10 protein-coding genes are annotated in these 17,425 nt (G+C 30.8%); 8 read left to right on the forward strand and 2 right to left on the reverse strand.

Translation table 11 applies throughout. From position 1 onward, the window contains the following. Positions 1-3 precede the first annotated feature (3 nt). From C8N27_RS10385 to C8N27_RS10405, 5 genes are read left to right on the forward strand one after another with little or no spacing between them, the layout of a single operon-like run. Positions 4-4,935: a T9SS type A sorting domain-containing protein gene (locus tag C8N27_RS10385; protein ID WP_121147296.1), complete on the forward strand. Its 4,932-nt coding sequence runs from the start codon at positions 4-6 to the stop codon at positions 4,933-4,935. Next, positions 4,935-6,287: a PKD domain-containing protein gene (locus tag C8N27_RS10390; RefSeq protein WP_121147297.1), complete on the forward strand. Its 1,353-nt coding sequence runs from the start codon at positions 4,935-4,937 to the stop codon at positions 6,285-6,287. The genes C8N27_RS10385 and C8N27_RS10390 overlap by 1 nt, the downstream gene beginning before the upstream one ends. Before the next feature lie 10 nt (positions 6,288-6,297). Beyond that, complete coding sequence (locus tag C8N27_RS10395) at positions 6,298-9,486, forward strand: fibronectin type III domain-containing protein (RefSeq protein ID WP_121147298.1); 3,189 nt, start codon at positions 6,298-6,300, stop codon at positions 9,484-9,486. 3 nt (positions 9,487-9,489) lie between these two features. Further along, positions 9,490-9,939 carry a hypothetical protein gene (locus tag C8N27_RS10400; protein WP_121147299.1) on the forward strand — a complete coding sequence of 150 codons (450 nt, stop codon included), beginning with the start codon at positions 9,490-9,492 and terminating at the stop codon, positions 9,937-9,939. A 4-nt stretch (positions 9,940-9,943) separates the two neighbouring features. Continuing rightward, entirely contained in the window at positions 9,944-11,158 is a 1,215-nt protein-coding gene (locus C8N27_RS10405; RefSeq protein ID WP_121147300.1) for a hypothetical protein, read from the forward strand. Positions 11,159-11,238: 80 nt separating this feature from the next. On the opposite strand, the gene C8N27_RS10410 is transcribed toward C8N27_RS10405, so the two are convergent. Beyond that, entirely contained in the window at positions 11,239-11,487 is a 249-nt protein-coding gene (locus tag C8N27_RS10410; RefSeq protein ID WP_121147301.1) for a hypothetical protein, read from the reverse strand. Between C8N27_RS10410 and C8N27_RS10415 the strand changes: the two genes are divergently transcribed. From C8N27_RS10415 to C8N27_RS10425, 3 genes are read left to right on the forward strand one after another with little or no spacing between them, the layout of a single operon-like run. Further along, positions 11,486-12,538, forward strand: a complete 1,053-nt coding sequence (locus tag C8N27_RS10415) for a hypothetical protein (protein ID WP_121147302.1) — start codon at positions 11,486-11,488, stop codon at positions 12,536-12,538. The genes C8N27_RS10410 and C8N27_RS10415 overlap by 2 nt on opposite strands. Positions 12,539-12,549: 11 nt before the next feature. Further along, the gene (locus C8N27_RS10420; protein WP_121147303.1) at positions 12,550-13,938 is read left to right on the forward strand and encodes a hypothetical protein; all 1,389 of its coding nucleotides are present in this window, start codon (positions 12,550-12,552) and stop codon (positions 13,936-13,938) included. Positions 13,939-13,957: 19 nt separating this feature from the next. Further along, complete coding sequence (locus C8N27_RS10425) at positions 13,958-16,336, forward strand: TonB-dependent receptor (protein ID WP_244174743.1); 2,379 nt, start codon at positions 13,958-13,960, stop codon at positions 16,334-16,336. A 132-nt stretch (positions 16,337-16,468) separates the two neighbouring features. On the opposite strand, the gene C8N27_RS10430 is transcribed toward C8N27_RS10425, so the two are convergent. Further along, on the reverse strand, positions 16,469-17,365 hold the full coding sequence (locus C8N27_RS10430; protein ID WP_121147304.1) for a leucine-rich repeat domain-containing protein: 897 nt from the start codon (positions 17,363-17,365) through the stop codon (positions 16,469-16,471). Positions 17,366-17,425: the final 60 nt, after the last annotated feature.

Consider the following 17,425-nt stretch of genomic DNA (forward strand, 5'->3'; position numbering starts at 1 on the left):
TGTATGAAAAAAAATAGTTTATTAAATATTGTGAAGGTAAAAAAGCTATTAGTACTAGCTGTGTTTTTATTGTTAGGAATAAATTCTTGGGCACAGGAACCAGTTGATAAATTTGAGTTGGTAACCATTGAAGGACCACAAGATTATTTGTCTTTAAAATCTGAGGTTTCAGAAGAAATTTTATTTTTTGGAGGTGAAGGGAAAATAAGTATTGTACCAAAAGGAGGAACTTTACCTTATACTTATTTCTTGTATGAGGTAACTTCTGGTGGAGACGTATTATTAAACTCAGGAGGTACTGAAATTAATCAAGCGGTAGAGAAAACACTATTTGCAGGGAAATATAAAGTAGTACTCCGAGATGCTAATTACGATAGTAATAGTACAAGAACCTGTAATGAAGTAACGAGTGTTGAAATTCCGTTAATAGAACCAGATAAATTAGAAGTAACTCCAAACGTAACCCAAATTAAATGTAACGACGGAATAGGAAATATATCAATTGGTGTGTCAGGAGGAAAAACACCTGACTATACTTATACATGGTATGTGAAAAATGCATCTGGAAATTGGGTTGAGGATCAAACTTTATCAGGAAAAGCCAATGATTTAGATGCTGGTACTTATAAAGTAAAAATAGACGTTAACTATAATGGAGGAATTGTAGAAACAGAAGAAACAGGTTTATTAATAATAGGAGAAAGGCCAGAGTTAATAAATATTGAACCAAGTATAACTAATGTTTCTTGTTTTAACAAAGCCGATGGAAGTATTAACTTAAACGTTGTAGGAGGAACACCAGGAACAGGAGGTTATACTTATAAATGGTCTAATGGAGAGGAAACAAAACAAATTAATAAATTAAAAGCAGGTAAATATACAGTAACGGTAAAAGATAGTAATGAGTGTTCAGCTACAAGCGAAATTACAATATCACAGCCCAGTGAAATAAATGTTATAAAAATAAATGATGGTACGACGACAAAAAAAGATGGAGTAGATGGATTTGTAGAGCTAAAAGTCACTGGAGGGGTACCAGGGTATTCATATTCGTTTAAAGGAGCTTCCGAAACAGACGATAAAACTCGAAAAGGAACTATTAGTACCGAAGGAGGTACAGTAAAGTTTGAGGGGTTAAAAAAAGATATGTATACATTTTTAGTAGAAGATAAGAATGTTGGTTGTATTGTTTCAGAAGAAGTTGTGATAAATGACCCTACTCCATTAAGTATTGTCTTAGATAGTACAAATGTAAAATGTTATGGAGAAAAAACAGGAACCATATCTGCAACGGTTAAAGGAGGGTATAGCTCTTTTTATGAATATATATGGGAGAAAAAAGAGGGAACTTCATGGGGTACAATATCAGGAACAGCTTCTATAATAGATAATTTACCAGCAGGAGAATATAGAGTACATGTATCAGTAATTTATAATGGTGATGTTGTAGAAGATGGGTATTCAGAAAGTAAGATCATTTCACAACCAGCAGCTCCATTGTCAATAGGAGAAACTATAAAAAATGTTGCTTGTAAAGGAGGTAATGACGGAGTGATAACGTTAACTGTTGATGGAGGAACTTCACCATACACCTATGCATGGTCAAACGGAGCTACTACAAAAGGTTTATCAGGATTGTCAATAGGTTCATATACGGTAACTGTAACGGATGCAAATGACTGTACTTTAGAAAAAACATATAATGTAACTGAACCTTCGGAAAGTTTGAGTGTTTCTTATGTAAGTCACGAAGACCCGTTGGCCTTTGGAAGTGAAGATGGAAGTATTACTATTTCTGTATCAGGAGGAACTCCGCCATATTCCTATAAATGGTTGAACGAAGCAGATAATGTAGTAGGAATTTTACAAAATATTTCAAAAATTGGAGATGGTATTTATAGGGTATTAGTAACGGATGCAAAAAGATGTACTAATGAGGAAGACATGTTTTATTACACGCTTATACAACCTGGTAAACTTATAGGAACTATAAACATTCCAGATGATGGAATACTATTTTGTAATGGAGATACCGATGGTAAATTAGAGGTAGCTGTTGAGGGCGGTATTTCTCCTTATACATATCATTGGTATGAAATAGATAGTAGTGGTGGAAAAGTATTTATTTCGGGAGCTACTAATAATACTATTGGAGGTTTATCTGCAGGAGATTATGGTGTAGAAATAACAGATAGTAATAATATAAAATCGTATGCTGATGGAATTGTAGTAAATCCAACTAAAGTTGAAATTAGTAATGTTACTGTAAATCACGTTGCTTGTTATGGAGATTCAACAGGAAATATAGATGTTGATGTAATTGGAGGTACAGATACTTATATTTATAAATGGTATAAAGTAGGAAATAGTACTGTAATAGGAACAGAAAAAAACATATTAAATCTTAGTACTGGAGAGTATAAAGTGGTAATTACAGATACCAATAACTGTCCAAATCCGCCAATTGAAAGAATAATTACAATAAATCAACCAGCTGCACCTTTAACCATTGTTAAAGATTCTCAAAAAAACTTAACTGGTTTTGAAACGGCAAACGGAGAAATTAATATTGAAGAAGTATCAGGAGGAACTGCCCCTTATACCTATGAATTTAGAGTAAAAGGAAATACAACAGTTATCAGTAACCTAAGCAATTCAACAGGATTGGACGCAGGTACTTATGTCATGACCATTCTTGATGCTAATAACTGTTCAATAGAAAAAGAATTTACACTTATTCAACCTGACAAATTAGAACTAAACTTAGCAGTTACAAAAGCAATAGCTTGTAACGGAGAAACAGGAACGATTGGTTCAACAGTAATTGGAGGATATGTATTATCAGGTGAAGACTATAACTATCAATGGTATAGTAGTAGTGATTTAACAAAAGTTATAGGAACAGAAGCTACTTTAACAGCTTTAGTAGGAACGTATAGATTGGTAGTTACCGACTCTAACGGAAATACAACTTACAAAGAACAAGAGCTAAGAGAAAATCCTCCTCTTGCAATCACTTTCACAAAAACAGAAGTAACCTGTTATAATGGTAATGATGGAAGCATTGATATTTCTGTTACAGGAGGTACAGGAGTGTATACTTACGAATGGAGTAATGGTGATAAAACAGAAGATGTTACTGCTTTACGAGAAGGAGTGTATACTGTAACTGTAAAAGATGAAAATGGATGTGAATTACAAGAAGCAATTACCATAACGCAACCGAGTATATACAGAGTATTAGTAACAACTTTTGAAGAACCTAGCGGAGCAGGGTTGTCAGATGGAAGTATATCAGTAGATATTGAAGGTGGGGTAGCACCGTATACATATGAGTGGAAAGATGAAGTAACTAATAGTATAAGCAATACTGCTTCAATAAATAATGTACCTACCGGAAAGTATTATTTAAAAGTGGTAGATGCTAAAGGGTGTGAGTTAAATGAAGTTTATAACTTAGATGAACCAGACCCATTAGTAGTTGTAATCGAACAAGTAGAAACGATTAAATGTAATGGAGACATATCGGCAGTACTAAATGCGGTAGCAACAGGTGGTGTTGGAGGTAATAATTATGTATGGTATGATGCAACTACAGGAAATAGCATAGGAAGTTCTCAGGTTATTTATAATTTACCAATAGGAAGATATTTTGTAAAAGTAACCGATTTAAAAGGGATAGAGGATACTAGTGAAATTTTCACAGTAGTACAGCCTGAGATACTAGAAGTTGCAGGGGATGTGTCAAACGTAACTTGTTCTGGTAATGATTACGGCGTAATAAGTTTAAATGTTGAAGGAGGAACACCACCATATTCTTATTCATGGAGTTCAGGTGAAACAACAGCAGAAATTACTGTAGCAGCAGGAAGTCATTTCGTTTTAGTTACCGATGCAAATGGTTGTCAAACTACAGGAAGTTTTACAGTAGAAAAAGCAAGCTCATTAACAATTACAGAAACTATAAAAGATGTTGTTTGTTATAATAGCTGTACAGGAGAAATAGACTTAAATATTGAAGGAGGTATTGCCCCATATAATGTAACATGGAATACAGGACAAATAGGAAGTAATGTAACAGGACTATGTGCAGGAATGTATACTGTTATGGTTACTGATCAAAAGGGCTGCCAAACAACGAAAGAAATTTTAGTTAAAAATGCAGAAGAGTTAATATTTGATGTTGTTCCAAGTGAAGTAACCCTTTGTTATGGAGAAACTATAGAGTATGATGTAACCATGGATGGAATATCAGAATATACATGGACTTCAACAAATGGTTTTACAAGCAATGAGAGTGTTGTGTTATTATCTGAAGAAGGAGTTTATACATTAACAGTAACAACGGTTGATGGATGTAAAGTATCTAAAGAAATAATTATACATAAGTCAAACACTGTTATAGATGCTCAATTGATATTAACTTCACAAGCTTTTGTAGGCGAAGACATTATATTAATTAATGTATCTAATCCTATAAGTGAAAAAGTTGAATGGAGTATTCCTTCAAATGTAACCATAGTTCAAAAAACTGATGAAGGTTTGGTTTTACGTTTTCCAGCTCCAGGAAATTATGATATATCTCTAATTTCAAATGAAGGAAATTGTAAAAAAGTAGCAACAAAAACAGTAAATGTTTTAAAAGCAAGAGACTTAACAGACATAGGAGAAACGAAGAATCCATTTGTAAAAGAGTTTGTAGTCTATTCAAACCCTAATAAAGGAAAGTTTACTGTTGATGTAGAACTAGAAAAGGAATCAGAAATTTCTTTACGTCTTTTTAGTTTAGGAGCAAATTCAGTTATAGCAGATAAACTACTAAAAGGGCAAAAAGAATATGAAGTATTGTATGATATGAATGTATCAGCAGGGGTATATGTATTACTATTAGAAACTCCAAAAGCAAAAAGAATACAAAAAGTAATTGTTGAGTAATGAGAAAGGTTTTATTTTTTATAATAATGCTATTAGGTTTATATGCTTGTGTTAATGAAGTGGCATTACCAGTTACTGTTGATTTTAGTACAGAAATTGTGAACCAGGATTATACAGTTCCTGTAAAGGTGAAAATCACTAACGATACAGAAGGAGCAGATACCTATAAATGGACTTTTGAAGGAGGAGAACCCAATAGCTCGTCAAGTAGAAATCCAGGTGTTATAACGTATAATACAGAAGGAGAATATCTTATTACTTTAGAAGCTTCTAATAGAGATGGAAGTGTAGATGTAAAAACTCAAAAAATAACAGTTAAACCAACAGTTTTAACAAATTTTGATGTTGAAGTGTTAGAAAATAATTACTCGCCAGTTGAAGTAAAAATCACTAACAAAACAACCGGTGCGACAACTTTTGAGTGGTTTTTTGAAGGAGGAAACCCTGAAACATCAACAGAAGAACATCCACAAAATGTAATTTTTACTACTTCAGGAGAGCATACAATAAGATTAAAGGTAAGTAATGGTGAAGAAACCTATATCCAGGAGAAAAAGATAGAAGTTGCACCTTATTTAGTAGCCAATTTTGACTATGCAGTAGCTTTTGAAGATGATGATTATCAAGTTCCTGTAAAAGTAACATTGACTAATAAAAGTGTAAGTTCAACTAGTTATGATTGGACTTTTGAAGGAGCCACTATAACAAATAGTTCAGCAGTAAATCCAGAGATAGAAATTCAAACACCAGGAACGCATACATTACAGCTAAAAGCAAGTAATGGAAAAGAAGAGCAAGTGTTTTCAAAAACAATAACAGTATATGAAAACACCAATTTAAGAAGTTTTGAAAACGTAAAATTAGGAATTAATACAGCTCATAAAGAGAATGTTATTGGAGCTTTCTTTTCAACCAAAACAAGAAAAGTATATACGAAGAATGAAGTTACTAATGAGACAGGAAAGGATATAGATCTTGTTTTTTTCGGATTAAATGAATCCTTTTCATATAATAAGTTTGTAAGTCCGGATCAAGCTTCAACCGTAGCTTTTTCTTCTATTCCTAATGCACAAACAACCCAATTGATTAATAATCAGGAATCGTGTAGTTGTAGTACTTCATTGTCGGTAGCAGATTTTAATAGTATGACAAATGATGAGTTATTAGTAGGATTAACAATAGATGAAACCAACGAAGGATTAAAAGAGTTTGACGACACTATAATACCAAGAATTATACCTTTTAAAACTTCCGATAACCGAAAAGGAGCTGTAAAAATAAAGCAGTTTGTAAAAGACGGAACAAACTCATACATAGTAGTTGATATAAAAATTCAAAAAGAAGCTAAATAAGAAAAAGCAGATGAAAATCAAGCCAAACGATAGCAATATATTTAAGAAAATAGCGATACTTTTTACTCTATTTGTAAGTACAGTACTATATTCTCAAACCTATCCTGTACAAGTTACTCCACAGTTAATACCTCCGTATAGTTTAAAATTGTCAGACTATGCTACAACGACGAGTGAAAAATTATACACAAACATCTTATTAACCGATGTAAACGAAGTAGGGCGTAGGATACGATTAAAAATGTACATAGAAGGACAAGGGCTTTCTATTACTACACGTGATGTAATTGCAGGAGAAACACCTATATATGTTGATGGAGGAATAAATTTAAGACTCTCTAACTTAGATTTACAGGCTTATTTTCAATTAAATAATTTAGTAGGAATCACGCCAGGGCAGTACAATGCACCGTTACCGAATGGAGGATATGATTTTTGTTTTGAAGTGTATGACTATTTTACAAACAGAAAACTATCATCTAAAAGTTGTACCACAGTATATTTATTACAAAACGATCCACCTATCTTAAATTTACCGTTTAAGGATAATATTGTAAATGCAACCAATCCGCAAAACATATTATTTACGTGGACACCTCGTCATAGTAATGTAAGTAATGTACAATATGAGTTTACGTTAAAAGAATTATGGGATGTACAAAATCCGCAAGCTAACTTTTTAGCATCAGTTCCGTTTTATCAAACAAATACATATACCACAACATTACTGGTAGGACCTGAAGCTCCTCAACTACTTTCAGGAAAAATTTACGGATGGCAAGTTCGTGCTTTTGTAAGTGACGGAATTAATGAAACGGCTGTGTTTAAAAATGACGGGAAGAGTGAAATTTTTTGGTTTAAATACTTAGAAGATTGTCAATCACCAAGCTTTGTTATTTCGCAAGCATTAACAGCAGAGTCGGTACAGGTGAATTGGCAAAGTTCAGAACATTTACGCTATAGAATTCAGTATCGTAAAAAAGGATTTGGAGATGATGATTGGTTTGAGGTAAATAGCTATACTAACGAGGGTAAAATACGTAATTTAGAACCAGCTACTATATACGAATTTCGTGTAGGAGGAGAGTGTACTCAGTTATCAGGGTTTGCGTATTCAAATATTCAAGAATTTACCACGCCAAGTAACGATGAAGCTGCGTATTACAACTGTGGATTAACTCCGCAGATAAACATTACAAACAAAGAGCCTTTACCAAAATTAGGTGTCAATGAAACTTTTACTGCAGGAGATTTTCCAGTAATTACACGAGAAGTTACAGGGAGTAATGGAACGTTTAGCGGTTGGGGGTATATTACCTTACCTTTCTTAGAAAACCTGAAAGAAATGATTGATGCGGCAAACATAGCTTCAGGAGGTGAGATTAACATAGGGAAATACACACGTATTAAGGTAGTATTTGAAAACGTTCAAGTAAATAGTAGCTATGAGCTCATAGATGGTGTGGTAGTTACTGACTATGACCCTGATTGGAAAAACATATTGGATGCCGACGAAGTTATTGAAGATTTAGGAGACCTAGTAGATGACATCTTTAAAGAAGACGAACCAGTAGAAGAGAATTCAGATACAACCAATAGTGAGACTACTACAGGAGAAAGCCCAACAACAGGAGATAGTACAGATAATAATTCAACACCAGACACTAATAATTCTGATACGACGGATACTACTAATACTGATACAACTAATCAAGGAGACAATACAAGTACCGGAACAAGCAGTGGTACAGATACAACTAACAATACAGAAAGTGATACAAATACTACTAATAATTCTTCAAATAATGAAAGTGAAAATACAGTTATAGAGCATAACGGTAAGAGTTATAAAAATGGAGATACAATTGAGGTTCCTTATTCTAGAGAGCAAACAAATTTTGCATTTTTACTAAAAAGATATCCTAAAGATGCGAAAATTAATTGGCAAGTATTAAAGTTAGGGACAAATAATACTTCTGATTTTGCAACAAATGAAACTACACACGATAATTTAGGTATTAACATGAAAGATATTCATGTATTAGATGTGGTTGCTAATTATAATGAAGAAAAAGTTAAAGTAACAATTAAAAGAATAGTTAAAGAATTTGAGTTTTTGGAATTGGTTGCTAAAGAAGATAAAAATGAAAAAAGAGCTGCAAAATCAGGACAAATTCTTTATTTGATAAACGAACCTTCCATCACAAAAGATTCTAAAATAATAGACTATGAAATAGAAATATCACCAAATTTAAATGAAGATATTATTTCTAAAAGTGATATTAAATGGTATTTCAATGATAATTTAGAAGCTGAACATCAAGGAAAGAAAACCACATTTAAATGGTTGTATGAAGATACAGAAACTACTACAACAACTGTAAACGGAGGAGTTTCAAATAAAATAGATAAAAGTGTAACCGTTAAATGGGTAAATAAAGATTTTCAAAAATGGAAGTTTAGTTTAGGAAATGAAAACTTTGGCTCAAAAACAATAGAAAAAGCTTTTGAGGCTACAAAATTGATTGAAAAGTATGGAAAAAAATTAGAAAGTCTTTCTTTTATTAAAACTACACCAACATCAAGTCCAGTAGGTATTAATTGGTTTTATGAAATTGTTCCTTTTGAAAGTATTGCTGAGAATAAAGAAGATATTGAGTCTCGTTTATATTATAGAGAAAAGAAAACCAAAGGAGGATTTAAAGTAGGTTTAAAAGGTAAGGTTACTGTATGGAAATGGGGATTGCCTATAGATGAGTTACCCATACCTGATTGGGCAATAAAAAAGGCGAAAGAATATATTACTGCTGAAGTAAAAATTGAAGCTAAAGCCAATGCTTTTGGAGAGGTAAAAGTAGTTAGTGAAGAGAGAAAATATGTAGAGAGTGATAAGTGGATTGAATATAAAAAATCAATAGATCCTGCTATAATAGGTTTAGACGTTGCTTTTGGAGCAAAAGGAGAGTTTAGTTTACTTAAAAATAATGATTGGTTTGCTATTAGTGGTTACGCAAGTGGTGAAGCAGGAGCAGAACTTTTAAGTATTGGCTATTTTAATGGGGAATTTGGAGTATTTCCTTTAAGAAAAGGTGTGTATTTAGATTTAAATGCAGGTGCTTATCTGAAGTTTTTAGGTAAAAAATTAGAAACTTCACCTTATTATGAAAGAATTCAATTAGTTGATCCAATAAAATTATAGAATATGAATAAAACAATAACTTTAATAATTATAATAATAAGTTTTTTTGTATGGGTATCAGAATTTCATCATGATTTTAAACAAACTAAGTTTTTGTATGCTCTGTATTTTGAGAGAAGTACAATTCAAAAAGATGTATTGATAGAGGAGAAACGTTATAATGTAGATGGTAATCCAACGGACTTATATTATGTTGAAGGGTGTTTAAAAAATAATAAAGTAGAAAAAATAATATCAGGTTATATGCCTTCTTTAGATAAAGATGAAAATGGTGATTTTTTGGTATGGTATTGTAATTTTAAAGATATTAGTTACATATTGACAAGAGAAAAAGAAGAAAATCAAATACCTTTTTTTTACTTTAATCCTTGGTTTCATTTTGTTTTATTGGTACTCTTCATCCCATTACTGCTTTACTATCTGAAATTAAAAATAGAAAAAAATAAAAAATAAAATAATGAGAAAATTAATAACATCTTTATTATTAACTATAGTAACAATTAGTTATTCGCAATTTAAAAAAGGAGAAGGTATAGCTATTCGTTTTTCAAAAGAAGTAATAGCTACTTATAAAATATACGAAACACCTTTGCGTGTAAACCAAGTAGGTTCTCAAAAAGAAATTGATTATTCTACTTATGAAGGTTTAATACAGTCTTTTTTTTCTGCTTCTAATAGAAAATGGGCATTGAGTGAATACTTAGATGGAAGAACTAAAATAGTTAGGGATGAAGAACACTTTGAAGCAGTTAAAAAAAATGATACATCTAAAAATTATATACAAATAGAAACTGTATATGAGTACAATTATAATGGGAGGAATATGGCTTTTCTAAAATACTCATTTATTATGGAGAAGATACCATTTCCTATTATAGGGGTAATTTCCATAGAAAAAGTTAAAGATAGATGGTATATAAGTGATTTATTGAATCAAGAATATATGGTAAGTATTTTTTCTAATTTTGAGCCAATTGTTTTGTTAGAGTTGTTAAAAGGGGAGTCCAAAGATGATTTTATTAAAGATTTAATAAAAAGAACAAGAGGGAAAAATAAAGGCTTGGACTTTGAAAAGCTAGCAAATATTTTTAGAGGTTGGTATAAAACCAAGAATGAAGAAAGTTTATATAAAGTAAAAGATAAACGACTGATTGTTGAGGGATATAATTATCCAAAAGCGAAGCTGAGGCAAACACCAGAAGTTTTTAAAATTAAAACAGAACAAGATTTTATATTAGAGAAATCTTTTTTTTCAGAATATTTATCAAGTGATAATAAGCTAGTTTCTAACGAGAAGACAAAGAAAAGGTATGAAGGAAAACCTGAGTTTAATTTAATAGATAAAGACATTACAACATTAATTTCAAAATTTACATTTGAAGATAATAACAATACATACAGTATAATTAAGTATAGTAGAAATAATATTAATAAAGCCATTCTATATAAGAAAGATAGTAATGGTTATGTTGAGATTAATGATAGGTTTACTAACTGGGTAAGTTTATTTGAAAATATTAAGCCACAATTACTTTATGACTTATATGAAAACAACAAACTTATTGAATTAAAAAGAGAGGTTTTAGATAAGAATAAAGTATTGAATTTAGATAAACTGGCACCAGTTATAAAGGAGAATAGATCTTCATTAGCTAAATACTTAGATGAGTAACTGCTGTAAATTGCTGTGAAAAAGAAACTACTACATATAATTTTTTTACTGTGCAGTGTGCTTAGTTTTAGTCAACATACTTATTTATTTAAGTATAAGGCTTCTTTTTCATCTGCCGTAACTAGTAATGCCTTGTATTTTGAAAATACCATAACTACTAATGCAGGGGAGTTGTTTAGTGTAAACTTAACTAGGCCATCAGTTGTAAACATCGATGAGTTTAAAATAGTAACTTTTACAGAAGAAATAACTACGGTAAACTCAAAAGGAAGGTTTTCACCTGGTTTTGTAGTTGGTTGTAATAATGTAACTAATAATTCAGATTCCATGAGTTTTGATGGTTGTATGCTGGGAGCACAACTAATTACAGCAACATTTTCACCAATAGGTTGTTTGAATAAAAGTATTGAGGAGTTTAAATTAATTAAAATAGAAGATTTTAAAACCATAAATAATTACGGAGTTACAGGAAACGAGTTAAAATCTTGTGAACCAAAAAGCTTAAATATTTCTACACATTGTTCATATTATGCTTTAGAGTATAAAATACCAAGTAATCCAAATTGGGAGGAATTATTACCATATGGAAATAATCCAAGTATAGTTGAAATATCACAATCAGACTTTGCGGGGTTAAAAGTAGGAGAAAACCTTCAAATAAGAGTTCGATACACTTCATTAAAAGGCGAAACAAACACCAATGCATACTCAGGCACTTTAAGTTATAAAGTAGTAGGGTGTTCTCCACAACTACAAAAACCAGTAGTAACTCAAAAAACAAGCTGTAGCTATAAAAATGATGGAGGTTTTACTTTAAATTTTAATAGAAATTTAAACTCAGAAGAAGAGTTGGTAATGACGTTATATGATGGTACAGATGACAGTGTATTGTTTGGACAAGAATATACATCAACCTTAACCAATAATTCTGGAGTTTATAGTTATACCTGGGCAGAACCTTTAGATGCTGGAAGTTATAGAATAAAGTTTCAAACACACACAGGTTCAGGAGGAATAGATGATGCAGACGATACATGGAAAAGCCTTGAGTTTTCTGATCCATTCACTATTGCTCCAGCAACAGCGGTTGATTTCCAAGTAACAGGCTCAGCAGATCAAAATTGTTTTACGGTTAATGATGGGTATATAGATATTAGTGCGACAGGAGAAAGTAGTAGAACATTTTTATACCAACTAAAAAAAGATAATGTAATACAAATTTTTAATGGTACGAATTGGGTTAATTATACAGGAAATAATGCTGATAATGAAACATGGTTTCCGTTTACCAATGCAAAGACAACAAGAATAAGTAAGTTAAATAAAGGAGCGTACAGCGTAAAAGTTAGAGATTCACAAGGGTGTTTAGCAAAACAATAAGGAAGAGAAAAATGAAAAAGGGGTTATTTATACTACTATTTTTTTATAGTTTTTTGGGGTTTGGGCAAGAATTGTATGAAAAAATAAAAGTAAAAATAATAGAATACGGTATACACGATGATGATGTTTTAAACATTGTTCAATTCAATCAATATATCGATTTTACAAAGCCAATGACAATGACTTATACAGGTGCAGCTGCAGGAACAAGTTCAATAGAAACGACTGACACTACCTGGTATCTTAAAGATAATGATGAAGATGGGTTTCCTGATGGAATTGGATTTGAACAAATACAGACATATACTGATGATATCAATAGTGGTGGAGGTAGCCCAGAATTTATAGATTTTAAAATGACAGATTTTAAAGAGTTTAATAAAGACTTATTCTGTAATGGATATTTAACGTTTCATTTGGTTAAAGGAGATGCTGAAGCATATTATAAACTTTTGTTTGAGCCTTTAATAACAATTAATCAATCTTCAGTTCAAAATGATATAGCTTGTAATGATGTAGTTATTAATACTAATGAAGTTAGTCAAGGTTTTTCAAATAATAGCTATATATGGCAATATCATTTAGGAGATAGTAATTGGATTAATTTTCCAAATTCTTATCAAGGAAATAGTTCATTAACTGTAAATTCCTCTTTTTTTAATAATTATTTAGGGAATGTTTTTATACAAGTTAGTTCGTGTTCATTGGTGTCTAATACAGTTACATATAATGTTATTTCTTGTTCTCCCCAATTACAAAAACCAGTGGTAACCCAAAAAACAAGTTGTAATTATAAAGCAGATGGAAGCTTAACTTTAGACTTTAAAAGAGATTTACACACAACAGAAAAGTTGGCAGTTATTATATATCAACAGAACACAGAATCTGGAGAGTACGATGTTATTTTAGATCAAAAACTTGATATAGAATCTCTAGAGAAAATAAACGAAACTACCTATAGGTATCGATGGGTAAACAATTTACCTCATGGAACTTACAAACTTAAATATCAAACAGGAAAAAAAGGAGTTGGAATAAATCCCGAAGACATTTCTTGGTCAAATTTAGTTCCTGTAGAGTTTATTATTGAAGAAACAGCAAAAGTTGATTTCCAAGTAACAGGATCAGCAGATCAAAATTGTTTTATGGAGAATGATGGGTATATAGATATTAGTGCGACAGGAGAAAGTAGTAGAACATTTTTATACCAACTAAAAAAAGATGATGTAATACAAGTTTTTAATGGCACGAATTGGGTTAATTATACAGGAAATAATGTTGATAATGAAACATGGTTTCCGTTTACGAATGCAAAGACAACAAGAATAAGTAATTTAAATAAAGGGGCATACAACGTAAAAGTTAAAGACTCAGAAGAGTGTTTAGCAAAACAGTTATAAAAAAGAAAAGAATATTTTAATGATTACAATGAGGGGGCAAACACTAAAAGTAGTAGTGTTTATTTTAAGCATATTTTTTGCTGAAAGTATAGTAGGACAACAATTAGATTTTGAGAATATAGGAAGAGGAAAACCATTTAAAGTTAGCGGAAACATCGCTGCTAACTCTGTGTTTTATTCATCAAACCAAAATAGCGCGAGAGCACCATTTACCTATTTTTTACAAGGAAGCTTAAATTTTACTATTTATGAATTTTCAATTCCTGTAAGCTATAGTTTTTCTAATCAAGGAGATGATTTAGAGTACCAGTTACCGTTTAGTTTTAATCGTTTGAGTTTGCACCCTAAATATAGATGGATACAAGCTCATATTGGGGATGTGAGCATGAGTTTTTCTCCGTATACCTTAGCAGGACATCAATTTACAGGGGGAGGAGTTGATTTAACTCCAAAAGGAAGTTTTACATTTTCAGCAATGTACGGGCGATTGTTAAAAGCCACAGAAGATTCAGAAGATAACAGAACACAACCTGCTTTTAAACGTATGGGATATGGTGCTAAAGTAGGATTTAAAAAGGAAAGATATAGCTTAGAATTAATTGGTTTTTATGCAAAAGACAAAATAAATTCCATAAGTGCGGTTCCAGAAGAAAAAAAGGTATTACCTAAAGAAAATTTAGTATTAAGTATGTCGGGAACTGTAACAGTAACTGATGGACTTCGATTTAAAGGAGAGTACGCCTCAACAGCGATAACACAAGATTTAAGAGCAGAACGAGTAGACCACAGTAGCGGTATAGCAGGTTTATTATTTAATAATAGAGCTTCAACAGAACATTACAAAGCGTTTAAAACAGAAATGGAATATAGCTTTGATAAGTATCGATTTGGAGTAGGCTATGAGCGTATAGATCCAGGATACCAAACATTAGGAGCTTATTATTTTAATAATGATTTTGAAAATATTACTTTAAATGGTAATACGTCTTTATTTAATAACAAAATAAGTTTAGGATTCAATATAGGGTATCAACGAGACGATTTAGCCAATCAAAAAGAGACCAATACTAGTAGAACAGTAGGGAGTATAAATGCTACTTACGCGATGAATAAAAGAGTAAATATAACAGGAAGTTACTCTAACTTTTCTACCTATACTAATAACAAACTAGATCAGTTTGAAATTATAAATGATGATAACTTATTAGATAATCAAGCAGAACGGTTTAATTACAAACAATTATCTCAGAATGCCAATGTTAATGTGAGCTATATTTTAGAGAATAGTAAAAATAGAAGACAAAATTTAAATACAAATTATTCGTTAGCAACGGTTGCCAATGCTGAAAATGGAATTGTACGTATAGGTAATGGTTCTACCTTTCATAATTTTAATACCTCCTATACATTAGGGTTACCACAAAGGAAAATAAATATAACCTCTGCTTTAAATACTACCTATAATACCATAGGAAGAGATGAGTCGTATACATGGGGACCAACAGTTGCTGTCAATAAAAAATTTCTAAAAGACAAATTAAACACAACATTTAGTACTTCTTATAACCAAAATAATAGTAAAACAAATAAAGCAAGTGCCACAAACTTTAGATTAAATACAAATTATGTGTATAGAGAAAAGCATAATTTTAACTTAAGTGCTATTCAGTTATTTAGAAATACCTCTTTAAAGAATACTCAAGACTTAACAGTTACTTTCGGTTATAATTACGCTTTTGATTTATCTGCAAAAAAGAAGGCTAAAGAAGAAAGAACTCGAGGTGTATTTAGTTTTTCTTATAAAGAACATATGTTTAAAGGAGAGCCTCATGAAATAACTCCAGAAGTATTAATTATTGGGAAAGCAAAGAGATTTGAAGAGATAAAAAAAATAAATAAAATAGCAGATAAACTTTTGGTATTAGAACAAGAGTTAAAAGATGCTGAACTAAAATCTAAAAATAAGTATAAGAAAAAGGCAATTGAGTACTTAAGTCATTTACATAAGAATCAAGATTATATAAATACATATTATGATTTAGCTTTTAATGGACTTAAGAAATTGTATAGAGATGCCAAAAGGGTAGAATGGTCGGTAGAACAGAAGTATAAAACAGCTTTATCTATGTATAATAAATCAAGCAAAAAAGAGAATAAAAAGATGCAACTGTTTTTAAATAAAAGAAAATCAGCTTACAAAGCAAATAAATATATGCTTGAACAGCTAGAAAACTTAAAGAAGGAAGATTTATATAAAGAAGGAGGAGATTTTTATAATTTCAAGCATACACATTTAAATACTATTTTAAAAATGTTAGAAGAGGGTAAAACGAACATGGAGGTTTCTATTTTTCTTGAAATTGCTTTTGCAAAAATGTTTCACACATTAAGTGAATAAAGCATAAAGAAAAATTAAATTTTCATAGATTTTCGGAAGCATAAAGTTAAGTGATATTATCTGAGAATTATTGTTTTTAGCAAAAGTAATTTAAGTTAAATAATTAGGAGATATTATCATAGCAAGATTTTATTAATTACAACTTGTGTTAAATTCTTGGTAATCAGATTTAGAAAACGTGGGGATATTTTGACCATTATGTATCTTAATACAGAATAAGCTAGGATTTGCATTAACAGTTAAGCGACCCAAATTAACCAACCCACTTATATCGAGTGATGTAAGTAAATTACTGGAACAATATAATACTTCAATATTACTGTTAGATTTCAAGTTTATATTTTTAAGCTTGTTATCAGATAAAGCTAAAACCTCTAAAGCTTTATTAGCGGTAAAATCTACTTCTGAAATCTTATTATTTTGTGCTAAAAAGGTTTTTAAGTTTATTGCTTTTTTAACATCTAAAGACACTAGGAAATTATCTCTAACATTTAAGGTTTCTAAATTAGGGTTGTCAATACTTAACGTTTCTAATGAATTATAGTATAGACTTAACGATTTTAGATTAGTAGCATTTTTTAACCCAGTAATAGCTCTTAATTCATTTACATCAAGGTCTAACTTGATTAATTCTGTATTGTTACTCAAATCAATATTTTTAAGGGAATTCCCAGCAAGTACCAAAGTATCTAACTGTTTATTAAACCTCAAGTCTATTGTGGTTAAATTGTTTCCTGTTGCATGTAATTTTTTTAGATTAGTAAATCCTTCAATACCTGTTAGATCTGTAATTATACCATCATTAGATGAGTTTAAATCAAGACTGATAACTCCTAATGCGTCACTTTTTAATAGTTGTTGGTTGATAATGCCATCAGAATCTATACCCAGATTGATTAGTTTAGTCTCAAATTGTGCATCTGGAATGTTTAAATATTTTTGCTCTTCGATATTATCATCACTTGAACATGAAATAAATAGGAAACATGATATAAGAAGAAAGCTTAATGGTTTTAAATAACGTTTCATAGGTAAGATTTTATTTTTTTGAGACAACAAAATTCGCAAATAAACTGCTTAAAAAAATTA

It is taken from the genome of Tenacibaculum discolor (assembly GCF_003664185.1).
Lineage (GTDB): Bacteria > Bacteroidota > Bacteroidia > Flavobacteriales > Flavobacteriaceae > Polaribacter > Polaribacter discolor.